This is a genomic window from Micromonospora sp. NPDC049523 (genome assembly GCF_040676775.1).
GTDB lineage: Bacteria > Actinomycetota > Actinomycetes > Mycobacteriales > Micromonosporaceae > Micromonospora_G.
On sequence record NZ_JBFAPP010000021.1, the window covers coordinates 67,904 to 92,908 of the forward strand.

Sequence of the window (25,005 nt, forward strand, 5' to 3'; positions counted from 1 at the left end):
CGGTTGGCGCTGAGCGGTTGGCGCCTGGCGCCCGGCGGTTGGCTCAGCGCACCCGGTCCGGCAGCTCGCCGGGATTGAGCTTCTTGTGCGGCACGACCACCTCGCCGGGAATGGCGACCTCGCCGGCCGGCCAGACCCGGGACGTCACCGCCGGGTGTACGCCGGCACCGCTGCGCACCGGCGTACGGCGACGGGCCAGCACGCCGCCGACCCGATTCGCCCGACGCAACGCCTCGAACAGCCGGTACGCCCCACCGGCGACGAGCCGGTGCTTGATCCCCGCGGCGCCCGGCGGCACCTGGTAGCCGGTCACCGGCCGGTGCCCGCGGAACCGTAGGACCATGCCGGTGAAGAACTCCCGGCGACGGGCGGCCGGCACCCGCTGGGCGTGACCGAGCACCTGGAGGAAGTGCCAGATCATCCGCTGGAAGATCTGTCCGCGCAGTTCGGCCGGGATCTCCGGCCGCTCGGCCATGAACTCGAAGACCCGGTCCCAGTGCGGGAAGAGTTCGAAGTGGCGGCCGCTGACCGTGTGGGTGATCCCGCCGGTACGGCGCTGCCGGTAGACGTAGCAGTCCCGGTCGAGCAGGCTGATCCGCTCGGCCGCGATCATCAGCGGGAAGCTGAACGAGACGTCCTCGTACCACCCGTCGCCGAAGGTCAGACCCAGGTCGGTGAGGAACCGGCGCCGGACGATCTTGTTGCAGGCGATGTGCAGCACCGAGAGCAGCGCAGGCCGGTCCCGCAGTGCGAACACCGGCGGCGAGCCGGGCGGGCCGGCGGCCCGGGTCACCGACTCGGTCCGGACCCGGCCGTCCCAGTAGACCCGGCTGAAGCCGGTGACCAGCAGGTCGGGACGGGTCTGGGTGAGCCGGTTGGCGACCGCGGTCAGGGTGCCGTCGGGCAGCCAGTCGTCGCTGTCCACGAACCAGACGTACGTTCCGGTCGCGCTGGCCAGGCCGGCGTTGCGGGCGGCGCCCAGCCCCTGGTTGTGGTCGAGCGTGACCACCCGGAGTCGGGGCTCGGTGGCCGCGTACCGGGCCAGGATCTCGGCGCAGCCGTCGTCCGAGGCGTCGTCGACGGCCACCACCTCGAGGTCGGTGAACGGTTGCCGCAGGACCGAATCCAGGCACCGGGTGAGGTATTCCTCGACCCGGTACACCGGGATGATCACACTGAGCAGAACCACCGGTCTCGACCTCCGGGGAGCGCGGGCCGGGATGGTCAGACCCCGACTAGCCTGGAATCAGGCATATGTTTAACGACCGGCACGCCCACAACGTTGCGCGGTCGTCCGGTTGCCGACAGCGTATTGATCGGAACCGGTCACCGCTGTCCCGTCGATCCGGTCGACCGCTCCTGCTCCCCCGGCTGACGGCGGGTACCTTCATGGTCATCGGCAGCCGTCACGTGGAACCGGAGATGAGACGACATGGGCGAGATTGCGCGCAGGCTCGAATCCCTGGGACTTGTCCTGCCGCCGGCAATGCAACCCCCGCCCGGGGTGCAGTTGCCGTTCCAGCCCGTACGGGTGCTAGGTGACCGGGCGGTGGTCTCCGGGCACTCGCCGCAGAATCCGGACGGTTCGATCGGCGGCAAGCTCGGCCGGGTGGGCCTCGATCTCGATGTTCCGGACGGCTACGAGGCCGCCCGGATGACCGCGTTGTCGATGCTGGGCAGCCTGCAACGCGTACTCGGCGACCTGGACCGGATCCGGGCCTGGGTACGCATCTTCGGCATGGTCCGCAGCGCCCCGGAATTCAACCAGCAACCAGCCGTGATCAACGGTTGCTCCGACCTGATCCTTGAACTCTTCGGACCGGAGGTCGGCGCACACGCGCGCAGCGCGGTCGGTATGGCGGAACTGCCGTTCGGCATCCCGGTCGAGATCGAGGCCGAGGTGGCCCTGCACACCTGAGCAGAGCCGCCGATCGTGCCTTCGATCGGGCAGGTCGTGCCGTCGACCGGGCAGGTCGTGCCGTCGACCGGGCAGGTCGTGCCGTCGACCGGGCAGGTCGTGCCGTCGACCGGGCAGGTCGTGCCGTCGACCGGGCAGGTCAGGCGGGTGGATCAGAGACCGGCCACCCAGTTCCAGGCGTCGACCACCCACTCGGTCTGGCGCAGGTACGCCACACCCACACCCGTCAGGAACACCCCGGCGACCAGGTGGGCGCCTCGGGCACTGCGCCGTACCCGTCCGAGTTGCCGCTCCAGCACGACCCGGCCGAGCAGCCGGGCCAGGGCGAACAGGCCCACCGCCACCAGCAGAGTCAGCAGGAAGGCCACCACCGGGCTGGTGAAGTCGCCACGGGCCGAGATCGCCCAGATGCCCCAGCAGACGAACGCGAAGAGCCCACCGAGCGCGCTCCAATGCCCGCCGATGCGCAACTGTCGCAGGTGGTACGCGAGTGGCATCCGCTGCCGTGGCTCCTCGTCCACGACCGGCCAGCCGGTGCCGGTCTCCTCGTGCGGAGCGACCGGGAACGACTCGGTGCTGCGCTCGGTACGCGGGGCCCGCGGAGCGACCGGGGCCACCCCACGACGGAAGCCGTCCCGCTGCGGCGGCACCTCGACGGTCTGCTCGGCCCACGGCTGCGTCTGGTCTGCCATCTGTCCCTGTCCTCCCCCATCGGGCCGGTGACCCGTCCCGATTCGAGGGTAACCAGCCCGCGAAGCATCCGCCGCGCCGGCATCGACGAACCGCCGCCCCACCCGGGGAAGAGCGACGATCCGAACCGCCGGCCCGCCGACCTGCGCGCACCGGGCTGGGCGGCGACGAGGACACCGCCGAGGCGTTCACCACCCCTCGAACCGGCCCGGCCCGGTGCGGGGCAGTTGTCCGGGTTTGCAGGCCGACTACCTGGCGACGGCCGACGGGCTGACCGAGATGCCGCGCCCGATGGACCACCCGGCCGCTGAAATCCCCGCAGTGGACCACCAGGCCGCTGAAATCCCCGCGGTGGACCACCGGACGGTTGGAATCCCCCGGTCGCCCGCCGGGCGGGTACGGTCGGCAGATGGCTGATCCCGAGCGTCGACGGCGCCGGCTCCGACACAATCCCGGCGGTCACAATCCCGGCGGTTCCGATGGCGGCGACGACCCGATCCCCGAGGGTCGGACGGCGGCCACTTCGGAGGTGCACGACCCGGCGCCCGAACCGGACGCACCCCGTCGTTGGTCCGGCGGCGGCCACCACCCCGGAACCGGCGGCACCGCCCAGGGCGGCGGCGCCACCGGAAGCCGCCCGACTAGCGGAAGCCACCCGACCAGCGGAAGCCACGGGACCAGCGGAAGCCACCCGACCAGCGGAAGCCACCCGACCAGCGGAAGCCACGGGACCAGCGGAAGCCACCCGACCGCGGGAAGCCATGGGGGCAGCGGCAACAGCGGGGCCCAAGGAAGCACCGGTGGCCCCGGCACCAGCGAAGGCCACGGCAACGGCCATGGGATCAAAGGTCACGGTGGCAACCACGGGAGCACCGGCAGCCACGGGAACGGCGACGATCGCGACAGCGAGCGTGGCCTGCGCGGACTGATCGGTTCGGGTGCCTCCCAGGTCGGCGTCAGCGCCGCCATGCGCGCCCGCGACGCATCCCGCCCGACCGAAGCCGACCTCGCCGAGGCCGAACAACGAGTCGTAGTGATCCGCCGCAACTGGGTCCCCCGCGAAGACCTCCCCCGCACCCCCCGCTGACCCCCCGCACCCCTCTCGCCCCCCGCACCCCTCTCGCCCCCACCCCACCCCACCCCACCCCACCCCGGCGATCTTGCAGTTGTGGTCGTTGTCAAAAGTCGCGAAAAGGGGCAGAAAGGGAGCCACAACTGCAAGATCGACGACACCGGGGGTGAGAGGGCGCGCTGGCGCCACACCGGCGATCGGGTGGGGTAGGGCGACTGGTTGCCGGGGTGGGGGCGCCGATCGGGTGGGGTGGCTGTCGTAGATCGGTCACTCGTGTTGCCGGACGAACGATAACCCTGCGTAAATCCGATCCGTACGTTCCGCACAAAGCGGTGTCCCAAGCCCGTCCGAGCCGGACATTCCGGCGTGCCGATGGTGGTCGCCTTCCGGGCCTGATCGGCACCCGCCACCGGCGCTGGGGCCAGGGGCCTCAGGCAGGGGGCACGGATGTCGGCTTCACAACCCAAGCCCGTCAAGCACGGCAGCGGACTCTGGCGCTCACTCGCCGTGATGCTTGTCGCCGTACTCGCCGTCACGGCAGCGCCCTCGCGGGCCGGGGCGGAACCAGCCGGCCGTACGGGCGCGGGCGGACGAGCGGTGGCCACCGGTACGCGAGCAGCGACGGCCCCGGTCAGCCCGGAGGTGTCGGCCGCGTTGAAGACCCGTACCAGCGCCACCTTCCTGGTGTACCTGCGGGAGCGGGCCGACCTGACCGGCGCGGCCAGGCTCGGCAACCCGGACGCGCGAGCCGCCGAGGTGTACCGGCGCCTCACCGACACCGCCCGCACCGCCCAGCGCGGTCTGCTCGCCGAACTGGGCAGCCGGAAGGCGCGGCACACCGCGTACTGGATCAGCAACACGGTCCGGGTCGAGGGCGACCGGGCGCTGGTCGACGCCATCGCCGCCCGGCCCGAGGTCGAACGGATCGCACCGTCGCGCAGCTACGAGTTGGTCGAGCCGGAGCCGGCGAAGCCGGTCGCGCGGGCCGGGGTCGACGCCGCCGAGTGGGGCCTGACCAACATCGAGGCGCCGAGGGTCTGGGACGAGCTTGGCGTACGCGGCGCGGACGTCGTGGTCGCCAACATCGACACGGGCGTCGACTACGAACACCCGGCGCTGGTCGGCAAGTACCGGGGCAACCTCGGCGGCGGCAGCTTCGACCACAACTACAACTGGTACGACCCGGCCGAAGCCTGCCCCGACGCGAACCCCTGCGACAACAACGGGCACGGCAGCCACACCATGGGCACGATGGTCGGCGACGACGGCCCGGAGAACCAGATCGGCGTCGCCCCCGGCGCGAGGTGGATCGCCGCGAAGGGCTGCGAGAGCGGTAGCTGCTCCGACGCGTCGCTGCTCGCCGCCGGTCAGTGGGTGCTCGCCCCGACCGACGCCAACGGCCAGAACCCGCGCCCCGACCTGCACGCCGACATCGTCAACAACTCGTGGGGCGGCGGCTCCGGCGACCGCTGGTACGCCGACACCGTCGACGCCTGGCGGGCGGTCGGCATCTTCCCAAGCTTCTCCAACGGCAACACCGGCCCCGAATGCGGCACCGCCGGCTCCCCCGGCGACTACCCCAACTCCTACTCCGCCGGTGCGTACGCCATCGACAACAGCATCGCCGACTTCTCCAGCCGGGGCGCGTCCACGGTCGACGGCGGCATCAAGCCCAACATCGCCGCACCCGGAGAGGAGATCCGCTCCAGCGTGCCGGGCAACGCGTACGCCTATTTCAGCGGCACCTCGATGGCGGCCCCGCACGTCGCCGGCACGGTGGCCCTGATCTGGTCGGCGTCACCGACGCTGCGCGGGGACCTGGCCGCCACCGAGGCACTGCTCGACAACACCGCGACCGACGTGGACTCGGTCGAGTGCGGCGGGACCGTGGACGACAACAACACGTTCGGCGAGGGCCGGCTGAACGCGTACCAGGCGGTCAAGGCCGCCCCCCGCGGACCGGTCGGCCAGGTCAGCGGCACGGTGACCGCCGCGGCCGACGGCGCCCCGATCGCCGGCGCCACCGTCAGCACCGCCGAGCACACCGTCACCACCGGGCCCGACGGCCGGTACGCGTTCGCGCTGCCGGCCGGCCAGCACCGGCTGACCGCCTCGGCGTACGGCTTCGTCGCCCGGACCGAGCCGGTGACCGTGCCCGTCGACGGGTCCGTGACCCGCGACTTCGCCCTGGTCGCGGCGCCGACCGTGACCGTCTCGGGCCGGGTCAGCGACGGCTCCGGCCACCGCTGGCCGCTCTACGCCGCGATCGACGTCCCCGGCCGTCCCGGCGGCCCGGTCTTCACGAACCCGGTCACCGGAGCGTTCAGCTTCACCGTGCCCGGCAGCACCACCTACCGACTCACCACCACCGCCCACTACCCCGGTTACCCGCCGGTCACCACCGTGCTGCAGGTCGGTGCCACGGGCCGGACCGCGAACATCGCGGTGCCGGTCGGAGCGGACTGCACCGCCCCCGGTTACCGCGCCGCCGCCGGTGCTGGCTGCGAGCCGGTGCCGGGCGGCCTGGTCGTCGGCTTCACCACCGACCACAACACCGGTACGGCGCTCAACGGCGTCCGGGTGATCCGGGCCGACTGGGCGGCGGGGCACCCGTACGGGCTGTCGGCGGCCACCCCGGACGACCCGAACCTGCCCGACGGGTTCTACTGGCTCTTCTCCGACCGTCTCGGCAGTCTCCAGTTCCGGGCCAGCCGGTCGGCGTACGCCACCGCGGGTGCGGCGGTGACCGTGGTCGCGAACGCCGTCAAGCGAGCCGACTTCGCGCTGCGGGCCGGTCGGCTCACCGTCGACTCCCGAGGCGTCGAGATGCACCAGCCGTACGGCAGCACCCGTACCGCCACGGTCACCGTGACCAACACCGGCACCGCCGCGGCGGAGGTGGAGCTGCTGGAGCGACCCGGCACGTTCGACCTGCTCTCCCGGCCCGGTGCGGCACTGGTCGAACGCAAGCTCGCCGGCGTCAGCACGGCCTCCCGGATCAACCGGCCGGGTCCGGCCGCACCGCCGGTCGCGCCGGCAGCCGGGGCGGCGACGGGAACGGCTGGAGTGGGCACGGCGGCGGAGGACGAGAGCTGGCAACGGATCGCCGACCTGCCCTCGGCCGGGTTCGACAGCTCGGCCGCGGTACAGGACGGCAGGGTCTACTCCGTCGGCGGCGGCATCGGGATCGGCAACGCCCGCCAGGTGGCGGTCTACGACCCGACGACGAACATCTGGAGTCCGCTGCCGGACCTGCCCGTCGGGCGGGCCAAACCGTCGGTGACGGTGTACGGCGACTGGCTCTACGTGATCGGCGGCTGGGAGGAGGACGAGGACGACTGGGAGGCTCCCCCGCTGCCCGACGTCGCCGCGTACAACCTCGCCACCGGCGGGACCTGGCAGCGGCTTTCCGGGGTGACGAACCCGGCGCCCCGGGCCGCCGCCGGCACGGCGGTCGTCGACGGCCGGGTCTACCTGGTCGGTGGCTGTGTCGACGCCTCCTGCGGGAGGTCGGCCGACCTGGTGGTCTTCGACCCGGCGACGCAGGAGTTCCGCACCGGTGCCGCGTATCCCCGCGAGGTCTCCTGGGCGTCCTGCGCCGGCATCGCCGGCAAGGTCTACTGCGCCGGTGGCAGCGGCGACGAACCGACCAACGACGCGTACGTCTACGATCCGGCGACCGACGCGTGGACCCCGTTGCCCGCGCCACCGGTGGCCCTCTGGGGTTCCCAGTACGCCGCCGCCGGTGGGCTGCTGGTGGTCAACGGCGGGATCGTCGCCGACCAGGACGCGATCACGAACCGCACCATCGCCTACAACCCGGCGCTGGGCAGTTGGCGGGAACTGCCCGCGTCGCAGTTCGCGCAGTACCGGGGCGCGGGTGCGTGCGGGGCGTACAAGCTCGGCGGGATGCCGGCGCCGTGGGAGCCGTCCGGGGAGGCGGAACGGCTCGGCGGGCTGGAGTCCTGTGACGAGAACCTCGACGTACCGTGGTTGGCCCTCGCGCCGGGCGCCTTCACCCTGGCGCCCGGCGAGTCGAAGGTGGTGACGGTGGGCCTGACCGCCAGCCAGGCGTTCGGGGTCGGCCAACCGGGCAGTTACGCCGCGGCGGTCGGCATCCGGGCGGACGTCCCCTACCCGACGCCGACCGTGGCGGTCCGGACGCACGTCGCCCCGCCACCGAACTGGGGCAAGGTCCAGGGCACCGTGCTGGGTCAGCCGTGTACGGGCGACCCGGTGCCGGTGCCGGCGACCGTGCAGATCAACCTGGCCACCGATCCGGGCACCGGCTACACGCTGAGCGCGGACGACCAGGGCCGGTACGCGATCTGGCTGCCCCTGGGGCGGTACGACATGATCGTCGCCCGGGACGGTTGGAAGCCGCAGGGCCGACCACAGGTGGTCGCCGCCGGTCTGGTGTCGACGGTCGACTTCACCCTGGAACCGGTACGCCCCTGCGGAACCCGCGTCGGCGGCCTCTAGCGGCTGGGTAGAAGATCAACCGGTGGCCGTCGGAGCCTCTGCTCCGACGGCCACCGGCCTCGGTTCGGACGTACGGGCGCGGGTCAGGACGGCAGGTGCGGCAGGGCGCCGGTCTCCTCGTACTCGGTGACCTGGGCGATCCGCCGGGCGTGCCGCACGTTGCCGGAGAACGGGGTGGTGAGGAAGGCCTCCACGATCGCGGTCGCCTCGTCCAGGGTGTGCTGCCGGGCGCCGACCGCGACCACGTTCGCGTCGTTGTGCTGCCGGGAGAGCTGAGCCGTCTCGACGCTCCAGGCCAGTGCGGCGCGTACGCCGGCGACCTTGTTCGCGGCGATCTGCTCGCCGTTGCCGGAGCCGCCGATGACCACCCCGAGGCTGTCCGGGTCGTCCACCACGTTGTCGCCGGTGTGCAGGCAGAACGCCGGGTAGTCGTCCTCCGGGTCGAACACGTGCGGACCCACGTCCACCACCTCGTAGCCCTGCTTGGCCAGGTGGTTGACCAGGTGCACCTTCAACTCAAAGCCGGCGTGGTCGGATCCCAGGTAGACGCGCATGACAGGCAGTCTCTCAGCCCGCGTCGGCGTGGCGACGAGCAGGCGCCGACAAGCCGGCGCGGCTCACACCCGTACCGGCGAGGCTCATGCCCTCAGCTCCGCCAGCACCAGGCCACCACGGGCCTTCGGGGTGAACCAGGTGCTCTTGCGGGGCATCTTCTGCCGGGCCAGGTTCACCGCGACGAAGTCGTCCACGGTCACCGGGGCGATCAGGACGGCAAGCTCCGCCCGGCCGGAGTCGACCTCGCCGGCCAGCCACTGCGCCGGGTAGTCGCCGCCGACGTACGTGATCCGCTTGTCGCCCGGATCCAGCCCGAGCGCGTCGCGCAGCAGGACCCGCTCGACCAGGGCGTGGTCGAGGTTCTCCACCGCGTTGCCGGGACCGGCCGGAAGGGTGAGCGTGTATGCCTGACCGGCGAGGTAGAGCTGGACCGGTTCACCGGCCACCGGTACCGCCGGTGGCCCGGCGACCGGCTCGACCCGTGCCCCCGCCTCCCGCAGCCGGCCGATCAGGTCCTCGGCGCTGCTGGTGAGTTCGCTGACCAGCCGGTTGTAGGGCTGGATGGCCACCGACGCCGGGGTGGTGATCACGCTGAGGAAGCGCGGCAGGCCGCCGGTCTGCGCGGCCAGGCTGCGGTGGTTTCCGTCCGCGACGACCAGTTCGCCGGCACCGGCCAGCGCGCACAGCTCGTCCTGGGCCGCCCCCGGCCCGAGCAGCCAGATGGCGTGCGTCCGGCCCGCCTGGTCGGTGTCGGTCGCCGCGGGCGCCCCGGCCGCGTCGGTCGCCGCCGCGAGCGCGGCGTGCAGCTCGTCGCCGCGCCCGGTCTGGAGCAGCAGTACGGGTGAGAGCAGGTGCCCGGTCGCCTCGGCGAGCGCGACCCGCTCCCGGACCTTGGCAATGAAGACGTCCTCGTTGCGGATCACCAGGCCCGGCTCGTCCGCGCTGGTGGAGATCTGGTCGGTGTCGACCAGGGCGAACAGCCCGTAGCCGGGCTCGTCGACCGGTGAGCTGATCCGGTACAGCACCACCACCCGGTCGGCCGGGGTGTAGCTGCCGTCGGCCTTCGCCTCGGCCAGCCGGGCCACCGCGTCGGGCAGGGCCTCGACGAAGGAGCGACCGAGGCTCTCCGGCGCCCGGTGGGGCATCTCGATGGCGAGGGCGCTGTGCGGGTTTGCCTCGATGATCGCGGTGATCTCCGCGTCGTCGGCGAACTCGTCGTAGTTCTGCGCACCGGTGCCGCCGGTGGTGATCCAGGCCCGGTTGATCGGGTGTACGACCGTCATGTCCGGTGACGCTACCGGGCCACCGGGAGCGCGGAGCGTGGATCCCCCGGGGGTGTCCACCGGCTGGGCGAGCGTCAGCCGGTGGGTGCGCTACGGCGGTGCCGGCCGGCACGGCGACGTACCGAGGGCGACATAGCCACCAGCGCGCTCGCCGGTACGGGCGCGGCACCGACCACGATCGGCGGGGCGACCAGGTCGGCCAGGTGCTCGGGCAGCGCCGGCCACCGGCGGTCCACCGACCAGTAGGCGCCACCCAGGTTCCGGGCCACCACCTCCGGTGTCGGGACGACGGCGTACTGCTCACGATCATGGTGGTGCTTGGGCATCGGGGCCTCTCCGGTGAGTCGGCGTGACCGGGCGGGCGGTGCGACCACCGCCACGGACGCTGGTCCAACGAGTGGAGCCGCCGCCCGGTCACGCCGTACCGCCCGAGGCCCCGATGTGCCGCGCCGGGCGGACCGGGGCCGTACCGGTCAGTCGAAGATCGGGCCGATGGTGCGGGAGCGCTTCAGCTCGTAGAAGCCGGGGGTGCCGGCGACCAGGAGCACGCCGTCCCAGAGGCGTCCGGCCGCGTCGCCCTTGGGCGCCGGGGTGACGACCGGGCCGAAGAAGGCGACGGTCTCGCCGTCGACCGGGCCCGGGGCGTGGATCACCGGGGTGCCGACGTCGGTGCCGACCGGACGCATACCGGCCTCGTGGCTGGCGCGCAGCGCCTCGTCGTACTCGGTCGAGTCGGCGGCGGCGGCGAGCGCCGGGTCCAGGCCGGCGTCGGCGAGCGCGGCGGCGTACAGCTCGGGGCCGCGCTGTTCGCCGCCGGGGTGGATCCGGTTGCCCAGCGCGGTGTAGAGGTCCCGCACCGCCTTCTGGCCGTACTTCTGTTCGACGGCGATGCAGATACGCACCGGCCCCCACGCCGTCTTGAGGAATTCCCGGTAGGTCTCCGGCAGTTCGTCGCGGCCCTCGTTCAGCACCGCCAGGCTCATCACCCGGAATTCGACGTCGACCGGGCGGACCCGTTCCACCTCCAGCAGCCAGCGGGAGGTCATCCAGGCCCAGGGGCAGGCCGGATCGAAGTACATCGTGACGCTCGCGCGCTCGGGCACGGCGACTCCCTTCACTATTCAAGAAAGGCGAATGCGATCCACCTGAACAAATCTTCACCCCGGGGACACCCGGAGAGCACCGAGATGAGACCGTGAGTTGGACCACCCCCGCCCGCTCCCCTACGTGAAACACTCGACGGGAGCCACCGGGGGTGGATCTTCGCTGTCAGTGGGGACAGCGGGCGAACTGCGGATGGAGACATAACGTGCCGGGAGTGCGCAACCTTACCCAGGTCGAGGCGACCGAGCGGGCCCGCCTGCTCGACGTCACCGGGTATGACATCAGCCTGGATCTGACCTCCGGCGGCCAGGCCGCCGACAATCGCACCTTCCGTTCGGTGACCGAGGTCAGGTTCCGCTGCGCCGAGCCGGGTGCCAGTACCTTCATCGAGGTGGCCGCGGACTCGGTCCGCACCGCCACGCTCAACGGCACGCCCGTCGACCTCGGCTCCTGGTCCGCCGAGGCGGGCCTGGCCCTGACCGACCTGGCGGCCGAGAACACCCTGGTCGTCGACGCCGACTTCCTCTACTCCGCCAGCGGGCAGGGCCTGCACCGCAGCGTCGACCCGGTGGACGGCGAGACCTACCTCTACAGCCAGTTCGAGACGGCCGACGCCCAGCGGGTCTTCGCCTGCTTCGACCAGCCCGACCTGAAGAGCGTCTACACCTGGCACGCGACCGTACCGGTCCACTGGCGGGCGATCTCCAACATGCCGGTGGTCGCCGAGGAGACCGACGGCGGCGCGACGAAGACCGTCCACTTTGCCGAGTCGGCCCGGATGAGCAGCTACATCACCGCGCTCTGTGCCGGCCCGTACCACGAGGTCCGGCACAGCCACGACGGCATCAGCATGGGTTACTACTGCCGGGCCAGCATGGCCGAGCACATGGACGCGGACGACCTGCACCTGATCACCACGCAGGGCTTCGACTTCTTCCACGAGCAGTTCGGTGTCCGCTACCCGCTGCCCAAGTACGACCAGCTCTGGGTGCCCGACTTCAACGCCGGTGCGATGGAGAACTTCGGCTGCGTCACCCACTCGGAGACGCACTACATCTTCCGCTCCCAGGTCACCGACTTCGAGTACGAGCAGCGGGCGAACACGATCCTGCACGAGCTGGCCCACATGTGGTTCGGCGACCTGGTCACCATGCGCTGGTGGAACGACCTGTGGCTGAACGAGTCGTTCGCCGAGTGGGCCAGCCACTGGGCCAACACACACGCCACCCGGTTCTCCGACGCGTGGACCACCTTCCTGTCCATCCGGAAGAACTGGGGCTACCGGCAGGACCAGCTCTCCTCGACCCACCCGGTCTACTGCGAGATGCCGGACCTGGAAGCGGTCGAGGTCAACTTCGACGGCATCACGTACGCCAAGGGCGCCAGCGTGCTCAAGCAGCTCGTCGCGTACGTGGGCGAGGAGCCGTTCCGGGCCGGTCTGCGCAGCTACTTCGGCCGGTACGCCTGGGGCAACGCCACCTTCGACGACCTGCTCTCCGAACTGGAGACGGCCTCCGGCCGGGAGCTGCGCAAGTTCGCCGCCCAGTGGCTGGAGACGGCGCAGGTCAACACGCTGCGCCCCGAGGTGGAGATCGGCGCCGACGGCAACTACCAGCGGGTGGTCGTACGCCAGGAGGCACCCGCCGACTACCCGACCCTGCGTACGCACCGGATCGGCGTCGGCCTGTACGACCTGCGCGACGGCCGGCTGGTCCGGCGGGACCGGATCGAGGTCGACGTGTCCGGTGAGGCCACCGAGCTGACCCAGCTCGCCGGGGTGGCGGCGCCGGACGTGCTGCTGCTCAACGACGACGACCTGACCTACGCCAAGCTGCGCCTGGACGAGCGTTCGATGGCGACCGTGGTGCAGCACGTCAGCGCGTTCGAGTCGTCCCTGCCCCGGGCGCTGTGCTGGGCCGCCGCCTGGGACATGGTGCGCGACGCCGAGTTGTCCGCCCGCGACTACGTCGCGCTGGTGCTGGCCGGGCTGCCCGCCGAGAGCGACATCAACCTGGTCACCCAGACCCTGCGTCAGGCCGCCAGCACGCTCGCCATGTACGCCGACCCGGACTGGGCGCCGACCGGCTGGGCGGACCTGGCGCGTACGGCGCGGACCGCGGTCCGGCTGGCCGAACCCGGTAGCGGGCTGCAGCTCGCCTGGGCCCGTGCGTACGCCTCCGCGGCCCGGTCCGAGGAGGACCTGTCCACGTTGCGCGGCTGGCTCGACGGCGCCGACGTGCCGCAGGGGCTGGCGATCGACACCGAGCTGCGCTGGACCCTGCTGCGGGCCCTGGTTGCCACGGGTGCCGCCGGCATCACCGAGATCGACGCCGAGCTGGCCGGTGACCGGACCGCCAGCGGTGAGCGGGAGGCCGCGCTGACCCGGGCGCTGGTGCCGACGGCCGAGCACAAGGCCGAGGTGTGGGCGTCGCTGACCGGCGACGAGATCCTGCCGAACTGGCGCAGCCGGGCCCTGTTGCAGGGCTTCCAGCACCCGGCGCAGGTGGACCTGAGCGCGCCGTACACCGGGCGGTACTTCGACGCGCTCGCCCGGGTCTGGGCGAGCCGCGACAGTGAGCCCGCCCAGGAGTTCGTGATCCTGGCGTACCCGGCCTACCAGGTGAGCACGGACACCGTGGCCGCCACCGACGAGTGGTTGGCCCAGGAGGGGCACCCGGCACCGTTGCGCCGGCTGGTGTCCGAGGGCCGCGACGGCGTGGTTCGGGCGATCAAGGCCCGGGCCCGGGACGCCGCCACCGCCTGACAGACAAAAGGACCCGGCCGCGGCACCGATTCGATTCGGTACCGCGGCCGGGTCCTTCGTCCAGGGTGTAGCGCGCCCGCCCTTACGCCTTGCCGGCGCGGCTGGCGAGCTGGTCGAGACCGCTGATGATGCCGCCGGCCAGGTCACCGCCACCGAAGGCGGCCACCATGGACAGTGCGGCCAGCTTGGCGTCCCGGTCCGGGATCCGCTTGCGGGCCTCGGCGCCGGTGACCACCTCCAGCAACCGCTGGTTCGGCGAGACGGCGATCAGGACCGACCGGGCCGGCTCGGCGAGCTGGTCCAGCAGCCGCACCGCGTGCTCGCGTACGGGCTCGTCGAGCGCGCCGACGTAGACCGTGAAGACCAACTCGCTGCCCTGGTCGGCGAGGCGGAGCGCCTCGTCGATGCGGAGCAGTTGGCGGGTCGAGAACGGGCCGTCGAGCACGTCCGGGTGACCGCTCGGCTCCGGCTGTGCCGGGCTGTACTCCGTCATGGTCTGCTCACCACCGGTCACTTGCGCCTCCCGTTGTGCCCGCCTGACTCGGCGTACCCGTGGTCTCGGTCTCCGCGCCGGTCAGCTCGGCGGCCCGGCCGCTGCCCCGCAGGGCCGCGGCGGCCGATCCGGCCAGGTTCTCCGGCGCGGACAGGAACCAGACCGGGGTGAAGTCGAATGGCCGTCCCGGCCGATACCGTCGAGCACTCCGTCCGCCGCTACCGGCGAGCGCCAGCAAGGCGATCACCAGCACCACGGCGGCCGGGATCCCGACGAAATACAGCAAGGTGTCGGTAACCGTCCACTGCTCGGTAGCAGACAACCTCAACGCTCCCAGGCGTGATAGGGACCAAACACCCGGCCCAGGGTTGGGCGGCCAGGCTGCCGGTCCGCTCCGACTCAGACGTTGTCAACGGTATCGGAGTGCGGCACGCCGCGTATCTCGGGGTGGCGATCCCACCCGCCGCTGACCTGCGTGCGGTACGGCGACGACGGCGTGGATCGGCCCTCGTCGCCGTATCGTGGACGGGTTTGCGCGCATCGCGGACAACCGGACACCGGCCGGCAGCCGATGCGATACCGCCCGGCCGGGCTACTCCCCGACGGTACGGGCGAGCGCGTCGGCGAGCCGCCAGCAGTCGTGGTACGTCGAGTAGAGCGGAACCGGTGCGGCCCGGATCACGTCCGGCTCGCGTGAGTCGGTGAACACACCGTGCTCGAACCGGAGCCGTCGGGCCAGCTCGGCGGCACTGCCCCGGCCGATCCGCAGCGAGAGCTGGGCGCCACGCCGTTGCGGGTCGCGCGGGGTCAGCACGCTGATCGGCCGGGTCGCGACCACCTCGTCGAGCAGGCGTTGCGCGTACGCGGTCAGGCGGATGCTCCGTTCGCGCAGCGCGTCCATGCCGACGGAGTCGAACAGTTCCAGCGAGGTCCGGACCGGACCCATGGCCAGGATCGGCGGGTTGGAGATCTGCCAGGCGTCGGCGGTGGCCGGTGGCCGGATCTCCGCCGTCATCTCGAACCGGGTCGCCGGCTCGTTGCCCCACCAGCCGTCGAACCGGGGCAGGTCGGCCTTGCCGAGGTGCCGCTCGTGCACGAACGCGGCGGCCACCGAGCCCGGCCCCGAGTTCAGGTACTTGTAGGTGCACCAGGCGGCGAAGTCCACGTCCCAGTCGTGCAGCCGCAACGGCACGTTGCCGGCGGCGTGGGCGAGGTCCCAACCCACCACCGCCCCGGCGGCGTGACCGGCCCGGGTGATCGCCTCGATGTCCATCAGCTCGCCGGTGAGGTAGTTCACCCCGCCGAGCAGCACCAGCGCGACCCGGTCGCCCTCCCGGTCGAGGTAGTCGAGCACGTCGGAGGTGCGCAGGTTCTCCTCGCCCGGTCGGGCGCGCAGCCGTACCACCGTGTCGTCGGGGTCGAGGCCGTGGAAGGCGGCCTGGCTGCGGACCGCGTAGCTGTCCGACGGGAACGCGCTGTCCTCGATGACGATCCGGGTGCGGTCGCCGGAAGGCCGGTAGAACGAGACCATCAGCAGGTGCAGGTTGACCGTGAGGGTGTTCATCACCACGGTCTCCGCCGGGAGCGCGCCGACCAGTCGCGCGGCCGGGCCGGTGAGCAACCCGACGTACGGGGTCCAGGGGCGGGCGCCCTCGAAGTGGCCCTCGATCGCCAGCCCCGCCCACTTGTCCAGCTCTTCCAGCAGCTCGGTACGGGTCGCCCGGGGCTGGAGGCCGAGGGAGTTGCCGACCAGGTACGCGCTGTCGGCGTACCGGCCGCCCTCGGCCGACGGGATCAGGAACAGGTCCCGGTGTCCCGGGTCGGCGGCGTCGAGACGGTGGGCTTCTTCTTCGGCAGCGTGCATCTGTGCGTCCACTTCACGAAAGGGGTGGTTCCGGTTCCCGGGCGGTCGTCCACTCGTCACATCAGCGTGCGGGCCGACCACAGCTCCGGGAAGACCGTACGGGCCATGCTCCGTTGCAGCCAGGCCACGCCACCCGAGCCACCGGTGCCGGCCTTCGCGCCCATCGCCCGCTGGGTCGCCTTCAGGTGCTGGTAACGCCAGTCGCCGAACTGCTCGCCGACCTCGGCCAGTGCCTCGCCGAGCATCCGCAGGTGGTTGTCCGGGCCGGTGTCCCGGTAGATCTCGACCCAGGCCAGTTCGACCGCCGGGTCCGGCTCGGCCGGTTCGGTGAGGTCCCGGTCGAGCAACGCGGCCGGCAGGGCGAAGCCGCGGCGGTCGAGCAGCACCAGCACCTCGTCCCAGAGGCTCGGGGCGTGCAGGGCGTCGACCAGGGCCTCGTACACGGCCGGCTGGCGGCGGAACGGGCGGACCAGGGAGGCGGTCTTCAGGCCGAGCAGGAACTCCAACTGGCGGTACATCGCGGACTGGAAGCCGGAGCCCTCGCCGAGCAGGTCGCGGAACTTGTTGAAGTCGGCCGGGGTCATCCAGCGCAGGCCGTGCCAGGCCGCGTTCAGCCCCTCCAGGTGCAGCGCCGCCCGGCGCAGCGAGGGCAGCGCGCCCCAGACGTCGTCGTCGCGCAGCCGCTCTCTGGTCTCGCGCAGCTCGAAGCAGGTCAGCCCGAAGTAGAGCTCCATGATCTGGCTGGTCATCAGGAACGACATCTCGCCCGGATCCTTGCTCAGCGTTTGCTGCAACGTGTGCAGGGTGCTGGCGTGCACGTACGCGTCGTACGGCGTCCGGTCGGCGAACTCCAGCGTCGGCTCGCCCGCGTTGGCGACCGCCCGGGCGGCCCGCTCGTCGGCGTTCACCGTACGGATCACCGCGTTGGTCGGGGCCGGGTCACCGGCCACCACCGCCGCTGTCCCGCGCTCTGTGTGCCTCATCGCCGGTCCCCTTTCCGTCCGTCGGCGCAGCTTCCCGTCGGCCTGACGTCATGATCTCCCCGACGGGCGCCCGTACGGAATGCCGAACCAACGGCACCTAGACGTTTCGACCCTCCGGTTCGAGGGCTAGTTTGGGAAATCACCTCACGAAGGAAAGGTGTGTGGCGTGGACGACATGGACTGGGCACTGCTGCGCGAGTTGCAGGCCGACGCCCGGCTCTCGTTCAGCGAGCTGTCCCGCCGGGTGCACCTGTCCCCACCGGCGGTCGCCGAGCGGGTACGCCGACTGGAGGAGGCCGGGGTGGTAACCGGCTACCACGCCCATGTCGACCTGGCCCGCGCCGGCCGCAGTGTGGTGGCGCTGATCCGGATGTCCTGTTACGGCCCCCGCTGCATCCTGCGCGACCCGTCGGTGACCGGTTGGCCGGAAGTGCTGGAGATACACCGGATCACCGGTGACGCGTGCAGTGTGCTGAAGGTCGCGGCCGGGTCGATCGACGCGTTCGAGCAGGTGATCGACCGGCTCGCCCCGTACGGGCAGCCGTCGAGCACGATGGTGCTCTCGTCCCCGCTGAACTGGCACCCGGTGACACCGCTGCCGGAGCAGTCGACCCCCTGAGCCGCAGCCGAGGGCCCGGTGGCGCCGACCGACCTCGCGATCCGGCGTGATTCGCGGAGCCGGGTGGGAACACCCTGAGCGACGCGGACCACGCGGTGGCCGGCCGGATGGCCGGAAGGGGGAGGTCATGCAGGGTCGATCAGCAGTACGTCGAGCGCTCCTCTCGACGGCCGGGGTGATCGCACTGGCCGCACCGGCGGCGCCGGCCGAGGCGGCGCCGACCCCGACGCCGATGCAGAGCGGCAACGCCTTCGTGGAGGTCACCCCGAACACCGCCCAACCGGGCACTCGGGTGAACATCCGGGCCAGTTGCGACCAGGCCAACAACAACCAGGCGACGGTGGACTCGCAGGCGTTCGGCCGGGTGGTCGTACGACCCAACAACGGCTTCCTCACCGGGGCGGTCACCATTCCGGGCAACCGGGCGCCGGGCACCTTCGACGTGAACCTGAACTGCCCGAACGGTAATACCGCGCACACCACCCTGACCGTGGTGAACATGAGCAAGCCGACCCAGGGTCCGGCCACCGGCGGTGGCGGTACGGCGGGCGGCTTCGGTGGTCCCGTGGTGCTGGCCGGTGGCATCGCCGTGATCGTGCTCGGCGGCGGACTCTGGCTGTTCAGCGCGCGTCGCCGGCCCTCGACGGGCCCCTGAGTCAGCGGGCCGATGGGCGGTCGCCTCGCGCCGGTCCGGGCGGCGCACAGCCGGGTGTGCCGCCTCGCCGCGCGGCTCGCCAACGAGGCGTCGGCGGCGAGCATCGTCACCCCGGACACCGCCGACCGCACCGCGCCCGGAACGCTGCGCCCCGACCCGAACGCAACGGCCCGTGCCGTCGGAACCGCCCGGGCGGCCGGTACGGTCCGGCCGCCCGGTCAGCGGGTCACCCGCGGTCGCCAACTACGGCGACGCCCCGGGCCGATACCGATCATCATCGTGCTGATGGGCCTGATCATCACCGGGTTCGGTGTGCAGTACGTGACCGGCACCAACTTCCTGCCCGGTTTCAGCTCCGGCAGCCGCCCGCCGCCGCGCAAGTTCCCGGTCATGGAACCGAGCCCGCCGACCGCCGTCTCGATCCGCTCGCTGGACGTGCGAGCGCGCGTACACCGGGTCGGGATCGCACCGGACGGTTCGATCGCCGTACCGCCGCCCGACCGTTACCAGGAGGCCGGCTGGTACGACCAGAGCCCCACCCCCGGCCAGTACGGCCCGTCGGTCATCGTCGGCCATGTCGACACCCGGACCGGTCCGGCGGTCTTCCACGACCTGGCCGACATCCGGCCCGGCGCCCAGATCGAGGTCACCCGGATGGACCGCTCGGTGGCCGTCTTCGAGGTGAATTCGGTGCAGCGGTACGACAAGGCAGAACTCCCCACCGACCGGGTGTTCGACGACTTCAACCGCCCCGGCCTGCGCCTGATCACCTGCGGTGGTCGCTGGGTGGGCGGCGCGACCGGGTACGCCGACAACGTGGTGGTGTTCGCCTCACTGGTCTCCGCCCGACCACCCAGGTGAGCCATCCGACCGCCGGGGGGATCCGGACGAGCGCGAGCTGGCTCAGGCGGCCAGGTCGGCTTCGCGCAGGTCGAGCCAGTCGGCCCAGCGCGGGTCGGGCGCCCGGTGGCCGAGCACCCGCCAGGCCGTACCCTTCGGCGGGGCCGGCAGGGCGTGCAGCCGCCAGCCCAACTCGGCCGGGGTCTTGTCACCCTTGCTGTGGTTGCACTTGGCGCAGGCCGCCACGACGTTCTCCCAGGCGTGCCGGCCGCCCCGGCTGCGCGGGAAGACGTGGTCGATGGTCTCGGCCGGACCCCGGCAGTAGGCGCACCGCCAGCCGTCCCGGGCGAAGATCGCCCGACGGGAGAGGCCGACGTGGCTGCGGTACGGCACCCGTACGAAGCGGGTCAGGCGGACCACCGAGGGAACCGGCAGCGAGTTGCGGGCGCTGTGCAGCATGCCCTCGCCGTCGGCGACACAGACTGCCTTCGCGGAGAGCACGAGAATCGCGGCTCGACGCACCGAAACGACACACAGTGGCTCATACGTAGCGTTGAGCACCAACGAGCCGGAGCCCACCGTGGGTCGTATGTCAGGCATCGCGATCACCCTCCCGCGTTCTGTCTTGCTCCCCGCTCCTGTCATCTGCCGTGTGTCGACCGACGGCGCGGATCGTCACCGACCGCGGCCGACGCCGGCAGATCACCGGCGTCCGTGCGCCAATAGTCCCCGATAGGACCCCTGATTGCACGTACTAATCCGGGGTCCCTCATGAAGCTTTTGTGTCGCGTGGCAGGATGACCGGTTCCGTCCGGTTAACCTGCGGCCCTTCCGGCGTACGCGCGCGCGGCACACAGAGCCTCCGGCGGCGTTCTGCGGCGGGGCGCCCGGCGACCGCGACCGGCGGTGCGGTACGAAAGCAGGCGTGAATCTCGCGATCCTGGCCGCCGTGCCGACACCGAGCCCGACGGTGACCTCGACCCCGCGCCCGAGCCAGAGCTGCCTGGACAGCTTCCTGTGCCGGGCGGTGCTGGACGCGACCGACACCCCCTGGTTCGCCGAGGGCAGCTACTACATCCTGATCAAGCCGCTGCGGATCATCGCGATCGTGCTGGTCGCGATGCTGATCCGGTGGCTGCTGCACCGGACCATCAGCCGGCTGGTCGACGCCACCGCGGAGGGGGTGCCGACCGTACTCAAGCCGCTGCGGGAGCGGATCCCGACCGCCGCGGTCGACCCTGCCCTGGTCGTACCGGAGCGGCGGCGGCAACGGGCCGCTGCTATCGGCTCGGTGCTGCGCAGCCTGGTCACGGCGGTGGTCTTCGGGATCGCCGTACTGCTGGTGCTGAGCGAGCTGAGTTTCAACCTGGCGCCCCTGCTGGCCAGTGCCGGCATCGCCGGGGTGGCGCTCGGCTTCGGCGCCCAGACGCTGGTCAAGGACCTGATCGCCGGCCTGTTCATGCTGCTGGAGGACCAGTACGGGGTGGGCGACACGGTCGACCTCGGCGAGGCCACCGGTGTGGTGGAGGCGGTCGGCCTGCGGATCACCACGATCCGGGACGGTCGGGGTGTGCTCTGGTACATCCGCAACGGCGAGATCATCCGGGTCGGCAACAAGAGCCAGGGCTGGGCCATGGTCGTGGTCGACATGCCGATCGGCTTCGCCGGTACGGAGGAGGCGACCGCGGTGCTGCGTACCGCCGCGGCCTCGGTGGCGATGGACCCGGAACTCGCGCCCGAGATCGTCGAGGCGCCGGAGGTGCTCGGTGTCGAACAGGTGACGGTGGACGGCGCGGTGATCCGTACGGTGATCAAGACGACGGCGGACGGTCAGTTGCCGGTCGGCCGGGAGTTGCGTCGGCGGCTCGCCGAGGCGCTGGAGAACTCGGGTATCACCGCTCAGATCGCGGCCTCGCGGATGTACGTCCGGTCGCCGTCGCCGCCGCCGGAGGGACACGAGACGGGCCAGGGCGGGGCGACCTGAGCGGGAGCCGGACCGGGCCGCGATTGCGCAATTCGGTGCCACCGGGGAGCAGGGGGTCGCGAACCACACGGTTGGTCAGGTATCGTCCGTTCGTTCAGTCAACCATGCGACGATCTACCCATTCACACTAGCCAGATGTCTGACGATCGGGCAGAATCCGGGACAAGCTCCTCTCACAGCGTGACGAAGACAACGTTGCCCCCAACGTCTGACAAACGTTTCCCGACGGCTCCATCTTGAGTGGTCAGCGGTCGAGAACGATGGAGGCCCCCGTGTCCGACGCGACACGTACGCCCGAAGGGCCGGCTACCTTCCGCGAGGTGTTCGCACAGCCGGAGTTCCGGGCGCTGTACACGGCCAACGCGTTCTCCTGGCTCGGCGATTACCTGGCCCGGGCCGCCGTCACCGTACTCGTCTTCCAGGAAACCCGGTCGGTGGCGCTCTCCGCCGCCGCGTTCGCGGTGAGCTTCCTGCCCTGGCTGGTCGGGGGTCCGCTGCTCGCCACGCTGGCGGAGCGGCACCCGTACCGGACCGTGATGGTGGTCTGCGATCTGACCCGGATGGTGCTGATCGGCATCATCGCGATCCCGGACCTGCCCGTTCCGGTCATCCTGCTGCTGCTGTTCGGTGTCACCCTGGCCAACCCGCCCAGCCAGGCGGCCCGTTCGGCACTGCTGCCGATGCTGCTCACCGGCGACCGCCTGGTGGTCGGCCTGGCGGTCAGCACGAGCACCGGCCAGGCCGCGCAGATCGTCGGGTACGTGCTCGGTGCCTCCGTCGCCACGCTGAACCCGAGCGTCGCCCTGCTGATCAACACCGGCACCTTCGCGCTCTCGGCGGCGCTGATCCGGTTCCGGATCCACCAGCGACCGGCCGCGATGACCGAGGCGCACCGCAGCCACCTGCTCCGGGAGACCGCCGAGGGCTTCCGGCTGGTCTTCGGTACGCCGGTGCTGCGCGCCATCGCCATCGTGGTCTTCGCCTCGATGCTCTTCGCCATCGTGCCGGAGGGCCTCGCCGCGGGCTGGGCGGCCAAGTTCGCGGCGATCTCGGATCCCGACCATCCCGGACGCGGGCTGACCCAGGCCATGATCATGATCGCCAGCCCGGTCGGCTTCATCCTCGGTGGCCTGACCATCGGGCGGGGCCTGCGACCGGAGTTGCGCCGGACGCTGATCCGCCCGTTCGCGGTGCTGGCACCCCTCGCCCTGGTACCGGCACTGCTCAACCCGACCCCGCCCCTGGTGGCGCTGATGGCGCTGGTCAGCGGCTTCGCCGTGGCCGGGCTGCTGCCGGTCGCCAACGGGCTCTTCGTGCAGGCGCTGCCGCCCGGCTTCCGGGCCCGGGCGTTCGGCGTGATGAGCAGCGGGATGCAGGTCCTCCAGGGTGGAGCAGTGCTGATCACCGGCATCCTGGCGGGGCGGTTCGACATCCCGACCGTGGTGGGGCTGTGGAGCATCGGTGGCGTCCTGCTGATGCTGGTGGTCGCCACCCAGTGGCCCAGCACTGCGGAGTTCAACTCCGCAATCGCGGAGGCCACCAGGCAGGCCCGGGCGGACGAGGGCGCCGCACCGCCACAGCGGTCGACGGAGCAGCGGTCGACCGACGAGCCGGCCGGCGATCGGGCGCCCGGTGCACCCGGTGCACCGACCGGCGTCAGCACGCTGTGATCAAGGCCGCGCCGCCCACACCGCGCCCGGTCGATGCACACCTGGCAGGATGGAACGGTGACGTCTCCAGGTGAGGGCGACCAGGCGGGTACGCCGACGACCCTGTTCGAAGCGATCGGCGGCGAGCCGACCTTCCGCAAGCTGGTCGACGAGTTCTACGTCGGCGTCGCCTCCGACCCGCTGCTGCGCCCGCTCTACCCGGAGGAGGATCTCCGGCCGGCGGCCGACCGCATGACGCTCTTCCTGATGCAGTACTGGGGCGGCCCGAACACCTACTCGCAGCAGCGGGGACACCCGCGGCTACGGATGCGGCACGCACCGTTCCGGGTCGGGCCGGCCGAGCGGGACGCCTGGCTGCGGGCGATGCGCCGGGCCGTGGATAGCCTGGCCCTACCCCAGGAGTACGAGCAGACGCTCTGGGACTATCTGGAGCGCGCCGCGTACTTCATGGTGAACACCGACGACGGCGAGCCCGCCACCCCGCCCCAGATCGGCTGACCGACCCGGCGGGGCGGCCGATGGCAGCTAGAGCAGGGCGCCCTCGTCGTGCAGCCAGTCGACGAAGGTCGTTGCCATCGCCGCACCGCAGTCGAGCACCTCGACCAGCAGCGCGTCGTGTGCGCCGGCCCGCATCGGCACCTGCATCTCGGCGTAGATCGGCAACTGGCCGCGCTCGGTCGGGTCGCCCACGTACGCCTTGGCGAACCGCTGGGCGTGGTTCCACTCGTTGACCACCCGGTAGGCCCGGTCTGCCCAGTCTGGCGGCACGGTCGAGTAGGGCCGCGCGCGCATCACCAGGATCTCGTCCTCGGGCCCTTCGAGAGTGAACAGCACCGCGTGCCGCTCCCACATCGCGAGCAGGCTGCCGTCGCCGTCGGCGAGGTAGCGCACGTCGAGCAGGTCGAGTGCGTCCCCGAGCCGGCGCAGGGTGACCGGCGCGACGATGGCCGGCACAACCGGCGCGGGCCGTTCGGTTATCGCGGGTAATTCCGCGGAATCGGAGTCGTGTTCGGGCTCTCGCGGCGCGGGCGGTCCGACCCGGACGGCCTCGTCCACGGAGATCCTGCTTCGAGTCTCCGGCTCACCGCTCGCGGCGGTGTGACCGGGGCGCCATGACCACCACGGCATTGCTCGCGCACCTCGCTCCCCAGCGGATCCAGTCGCCTACGGTGCGTTGGATCCGAGGGACGACGGTACCCGGATAGCCGTTCTGAAGCATCCCCCCACCGGACGCCCATGACCAGAGGAACTATATAGCATCAACCGTTCAGGCGATCTCAGACCGGCATGATCGACAACTGGCTCGCCTTGAGTGACCAGGCAGCTCCGTAGGGTGCCGAAAGCCCCGTCCACCGACCGGCCACCCGAACCTGGACCAGGTCTGCCTCGACCGCCCCGGTCCGACCCGATTCGCCCGGACCCGCGCGACCCGGTCCGGCCGCCTCGCCCGGACCGAGGAAGCCCATCCGGACGACCGCCTGCACGAGCCGCTGCGACACCTCGATCCGCTCCCCCGGCCCGGCCTGCTGGGTCGAGCCGGTGACCACCACCGCCACGTGGTCCAGCAGCGCATCCCGCAGCACCCGCTGGCCCACCGCCCGACCGCCGACCCCGTTGTCCGCCGCGTCGCGCAGGGTGCCGGCCGCCGCGGCGGCGATCCGGCGTACGTCCCCGCCCGGCATCGTCTCCACCAGCTGGCCGGTCGACCCGGGCAGCGGCCACTTCCAGTCGGCGTCGCGGCGGGGCGGCAGGTCGGTGCCGCCCCGCGCCAGCTCGGCCAGGAGCGCGTCCGCGGAGACGGTGACGTCACCCGGCCCGGCTCCGGCCACCGTCCGGGCGACCAGCACCGTCCACGGCAGGCGGGCCCAGAGCGTGGTACGCCCGGCCGGCCCGGCCGAACGCAGCCGTACCACGGCCGCCGGATCGAGCCGGATCAGCCGGGCCAGGAATGCACCCGCGTCCGCCACACCGGTCAGCCCGTGCCCGGCCGACACCGCATCGGCCGACACGGGCCCCGGCTCGGCGTGCC

At 71.8% G+C, this 25,005-nt stretch carries 23 protein-coding genes and 1 pseudogene; 10 read left to right on the top strand and 14 right to left on the bottom strand.

Annotation, left to right across the window (positions count from 1 at the left end; translation table 11 throughout):
- Positions 1-43 precede the first annotated feature (43 nt).
- Positions 44-1,189 carry a glycosyltransferase family 2 protein gene (locus tag AB0J90_RS27700; protein WP_363600703.1) on the bottom strand — a complete coding sequence of 382 codons (1,146 nt, stop codon included), beginning with the start codon at positions 1,187-1,189 and terminating at the stop codon, positions 44-46.
- A gap of 243 nt (positions 1,190-1,432) precedes the next feature.
- Here AB0J90_RS27700 and AB0J90_RS27705 point away from each other — a divergent pair, with 243 nt between their 5' ends.
- Positions 1,433-1,918, top strand: coding sequence for a RidA family protein (locus AB0J90_RS27705; RefSeq protein WP_363600705.1), 486 nt, complete (start codon positions 1,433-1,435; stop codon positions 1,916-1,918).
- A gap of 16 nt (positions 1,919-1,934) precedes the next feature.
- Here the strand turns inward: AB0J90_RS27705 and AB0J90_RS27710 are convergent.
- Positions 1,935-2,039, bottom strand: a pseudogene (locus tag AB0J90_RS27710) (hypothetical protein); the annotation flags it as partial.
- A gap of 31 nt (positions 2,040-2,070) precedes the next feature.
- Positions 2,071-2,610 carry a hypothetical protein gene (locus AB0J90_RS27715; RefSeq protein ID WP_363600707.1) on the bottom strand — a complete coding sequence of 180 codons (540 nt, stop codon included), beginning with the start codon at positions 2,608-2,610 and terminating at the stop codon, positions 2,071-2,073.
- 839 nt (positions 2,611-3,449) lie between these two features.
- Between AB0J90_RS27715 and AB0J90_RS27720 the strand changes: the two genes are divergently transcribed.
- Both AB0J90_RS27720 and AB0J90_RS27725 read left to right on the top strand, forming a co-directional pair.
- The gene (locus AB0J90_RS27720) at positions 3,450-3,695 is read left to right on the top strand and encodes a hypothetical protein (protein ID WP_363600819.1); all 246 of its coding nucleotides are present in this window, start codon (positions 3,450-3,452) and stop codon (positions 3,693-3,695) included.
- A gap of 495 nt (positions 3,696-4,190) precedes the next feature.
- The gene (locus AB0J90_RS27725) at positions 4,191-8,162 is read left to right on the top strand and encodes a S8 family serine peptidase (protein WP_363600821.1); all 3,972 of its coding nucleotides are present in this window, start codon (positions 4,191-4,193) and stop codon (positions 8,160-8,162) included.
- A gap of 83 nt (positions 8,163-8,245) precedes the next feature.
- Here the strand turns inward: AB0J90_RS27725 and AB0J90_RS27730 are convergent, their stop codons facing one another.
- From AB0J90_RS27730 to AB0J90_RS27745, 4 genes are all read right to left on the bottom strand, one after another.
- The gene (locus tag AB0J90_RS27730) at positions 8,246-8,716 is read right to left on the bottom strand and encodes a ribose-5-phosphate isomerase (protein ID WP_363600709.1); all 471 of its coding nucleotides are present in this window, start codon (positions 8,714-8,716) and stop codon (positions 8,246-8,248) included.
- Between the two features lie 84 nt (positions 8,717-8,800).
- Positions 8,801-10,000 (bottom strand): DUF1015 family protein, encoded by a 1,200-nt coding sequence (locus tag AB0J90_RS27735; protein WP_363600711.1) that lies wholly within the window; start codon positions 9,998-10,000, stop codon positions 8,801-8,803.
- Positions 10,001-10,074: 74 nt separating this feature from the next.
- Complete coding sequence (locus AB0J90_RS27740) at positions 10,075-10,326, bottom strand: hypothetical protein (RefSeq protein ID WP_363600713.1); 252 nt, start codon at positions 10,324-10,326, stop codon at positions 10,075-10,077.
- A 147-nt stretch (positions 10,327-10,473) separates the two neighbouring features.
- Positions 10,474-11,079, bottom strand: a complete 606-nt coding sequence (locus AB0J90_RS27745; protein WP_363600823.1) for a disulfide bond formation protein DsbA — start codon at positions 11,077-11,079, stop codon at positions 10,474-10,476.
- 239 nt (positions 11,080-11,318) lie between these two features.
- Here AB0J90_RS27745 and pepN point away from each other — a divergent pair, with 239 nt between their 5' ends.
- On the top strand, positions 11,319-13,868 hold the full coding sequence (gene pepN / locus AB0J90_RS27750) for an aminopeptidase N (protein ID WP_363600715.1): 2,550 nt from the start codon (positions 11,319-11,321) through the stop codon (positions 13,866-13,868).
- Between the two features lie 82 nt (positions 13,869-13,950).
- On the opposite strand, the gene AB0J90_RS27755 is transcribed toward pepN, so the two are convergent.
- From AB0J90_RS27755 to AB0J90_RS27770, 4 genes are all read right to left on the bottom strand, one after another.
- A complete protein-coding gene (locus AB0J90_RS27755) occupies positions 13,951-14,361 on the bottom strand; it encodes a DUF5130 family protein (RefSeq protein ID WP_363600717.1) in 411 nt (136 codons plus the stop codon).
- A gap of 7 nt (positions 14,362-14,368) precedes the next feature.
- Complete coding sequence (locus AB0J90_RS27760; protein ID WP_363600825.1) at positions 14,369-14,647, bottom strand: hypothetical protein; 279 nt, start codon at positions 14,645-14,647, stop codon at positions 14,369-14,371.
- Between the two features lie 306 nt (positions 14,648-14,953).
- Complete coding sequence (kynU, locus tag AB0J90_RS27765; RefSeq protein WP_363600719.1) at positions 14,954-16,225, bottom strand: kynureninase; 1,272 nt, start codon at positions 16,223-16,225, stop codon at positions 14,954-14,956.
- A gap of 56 nt (positions 16,226-16,281) precedes the next feature.
- Entirely contained in the window at positions 16,282-17,208 is a 927-nt protein-coding gene (locus tag AB0J90_RS27770) for a tryptophan 2,3-dioxygenase family protein (protein WP_363600721.1), read from the bottom strand.
- Between the two features lie 166 nt (positions 17,209-17,374).
- Between AB0J90_RS27770 and AB0J90_RS27775 the strand changes: the two genes are divergently transcribed.
- From AB0J90_RS27775 to AB0J90_RS27785, 3 genes are all read left to right on the top strand, one after another.
- Positions 17,375-17,827 (top strand): Lrp/AsnC family transcriptional regulator, encoded by a 453-nt coding sequence (locus tag AB0J90_RS27775; RefSeq protein ID WP_363600723.1) that lies wholly within the window; start codon positions 17,375-17,377, stop codon positions 17,825-17,827.
- A gap of 232 nt (positions 17,828-18,059) precedes the next feature.
- Positions 18,060-18,482 (top strand): hypothetical protein, encoded by a 423-nt coding sequence (locus tag AB0J90_RS27780; protein WP_363600827.1) that lies wholly within the window; start codon positions 18,060-18,062, stop codon positions 18,480-18,482.
- Between the two features lie 12 nt (positions 18,483-18,494).
- Positions 18,495-19,343: a class F sortase gene (locus AB0J90_RS27785; protein WP_363600725.1), complete on the top strand. Its 849-nt coding sequence runs from the start codon at positions 18,495-18,497 to the stop codon at positions 19,341-19,343.
- Positions 19,344-19,385: 42 nt separating this feature from the next.
- Here AB0J90_RS27785 and AB0J90_RS27790 read toward each other — a convergent pair whose 3' ends face one another.
- Positions 19,386-19,922: an HNH endonuclease gene (locus tag AB0J90_RS27790; protein WP_363600727.1), complete on the bottom strand. Its 537-nt coding sequence runs from the start codon at positions 19,920-19,922 to the stop codon at positions 19,386-19,388.
- 325 nt (positions 19,923-20,247) lie between these two features.
- Here AB0J90_RS27790 and AB0J90_RS27795 point away from each other — a divergent pair, with 325 nt between their 5' ends.
- The 3 genes from AB0J90_RS27795 to AB0J90_RS27805 all read left to right on the top strand — a co-directional run bounded on the left by AB0J90_RS27795 (position 20,248) and on the right by AB0J90_RS27805 (position 23,474).
- A complete protein-coding gene (locus tag AB0J90_RS27795; RefSeq protein ID WP_363600729.1) occupies positions 20,248-21,306 on the top strand; it encodes a mechanosensitive ion channel family protein in 1,059 nt (352 codons plus the stop codon).
- Between the two features lie 260 nt (positions 21,307-21,566).
- A complete protein-coding gene (locus AB0J90_RS27800; RefSeq protein ID WP_363600731.1) occupies positions 21,567-22,976 on the top strand; it encodes an MFS transporter in 1,410 nt (469 codons plus the stop codon).
- Between the two features lie 33 nt (positions 22,977-23,009).
- On the top strand, positions 23,010-23,474 hold the full coding sequence (locus AB0J90_RS27805) for a globin (RefSeq protein WP_363600733.1): 465 nt from the start codon (positions 23,010-23,012) through the stop codon (positions 23,472-23,474).
- A gap of 27 nt (positions 23,475-23,501) precedes the next feature.
- Here AB0J90_RS27805 and AB0J90_RS27810 read toward each other — a convergent pair whose 3' ends face one another.
- Entirely contained in the window at positions 23,502-24,104 is a 603-nt protein-coding gene (locus AB0J90_RS27810; protein ID WP_363600735.1) for a YbjN domain-containing protein, read from the bottom strand.
- Positions 24,105-24,253: 149 nt separating this feature from the next.
- Positions 24,254-24,985, bottom strand: coding sequence for a hypothetical protein (locus AB0J90_RS27815; RefSeq protein ID WP_363600737.1), 732 nt, complete (start codon positions 24,983-24,985; stop codon positions 24,254-24,256).
- Between the last annotated feature and the right edge of the window lie 20 nt (positions 24,986-25,005).

What these genes read in the sequence shown, in the direction of transcription:
- AB0J90_RS27810 (WP_363600735.1), bottom strand. Translation starts at nt 24,104, where the DNA reads ATGCCGTGGTGGTCATGGCGCCCCGGTCACACCGCCGCGAGCGGTGAG.
- AB0J90_RS27770 (WP_363600721.1), bottom strand. Translation starts at nt 17,208, where the DNA reads ATGAGGCACACAGAGCGCGGGACAGCGGCGGTGGTGGCCGGTGACCCG.
- AB0J90_RS27745 (WP_363600823.1), bottom strand. Translation starts at nt 11,079, where the DNA reads ATGTACTTCGATCCGGCCTGCCCCTGGGCCTGGATGACCTCCCGCTGG.
- AB0J90_RS27705 (WP_363600705.1), top strand. Translation starts at nt 1,433, where the DNA reads ATGGGCGAGATTGCGCGCAGGCTCGAATCCCTGGGACTTGTCCTGCCG.
- AB0J90_RS27755 (WP_363600717.1), bottom strand. Translation starts at nt 14,361, where the DNA reads ATGACGGAGTACAGCCCGGCACAGCCGGAGCCGAGCGGTCACCCGGAC.
- AB0J90_RS27740 (WP_363600713.1), bottom strand. Translation starts at nt 10,326, where the DNA reads ATGCCCAAGCACCACCATGATCGTGAGCAGTACGCCGTCGTCCCGACA.
- AB0J90_RS27725 (WP_363600821.1), top strand. Translation starts at nt 4,191, where the DNA reads ATGCTTGTCGCCGTACTCGCCGTCACGGCAGCGCCCTCGCGGGCCGGG.
- AB0J90_RS27805 (WP_363600733.1), top strand. Translation starts at nt 23,010, where the DNA reads ATGCACACCTGGCAGGATGGAACGGTGACGTCTCCAGGTGAGGGCGAC.
- AB0J90_RS27780 (WP_363600827.1), top strand. Translation starts at nt 18,060, where the DNA reads ATGCAGAGCGGCAACGCCTTCGTGGAGGTCACCCCGAACACCGCCCAA.
- AB0J90_RS27730 (WP_363600709.1), bottom strand. Translation starts at nt 8,716, where the DNA reads ATGCGCGTCTACCTGGGATCCGACCACGCCGGCTTTGAGTTGAAGGTG.
- AB0J90_RS27735 (WP_363600711.1), bottom strand. Translation starts at nt 10,000, where the DNA reads ATGACGGTCGTACACCCGATCAACCGGGCCTGGATCACCACCGGCGGC.
- AB0J90_RS27785 (WP_363600725.1), top strand. Translation starts at nt 18,495, where the DNA reads ATGGGCGGTCGCCTCGCGCCGGTCCGGGCGGCGCACAGCCGGGTGTGC.
- AB0J90_RS27790 (WP_363600727.1), bottom strand. Translation starts at nt 19,922, where the DNA reads ATGCCTGACATACGACCCACGGTGGGCTCCGGCTCGTTGGTGCTCAAC.
- AB0J90_RS27715 (WP_363600707.1), bottom strand. Translation starts at nt 2,610, where the DNA reads ATGGCAGACCAGACGCAGCCGTGGGCCGAGCAGACCGTCGAGGTGCCG.
- AB0J90_RS27800 (WP_363600731.1), top strand. Translation starts at nt 21,567, where the DNA reads ATGGAGGCCCCCGTGTCCGACGCGACACGTACGCCCGAAGGGCCGGCT.
- kynU (WP_363600719.1), bottom strand. Translation starts at nt 16,225, where the DNA reads ATGCACGCTGCCGAAGAAGAAGCCCACCGTCTCGACGCCGCCGACCCG.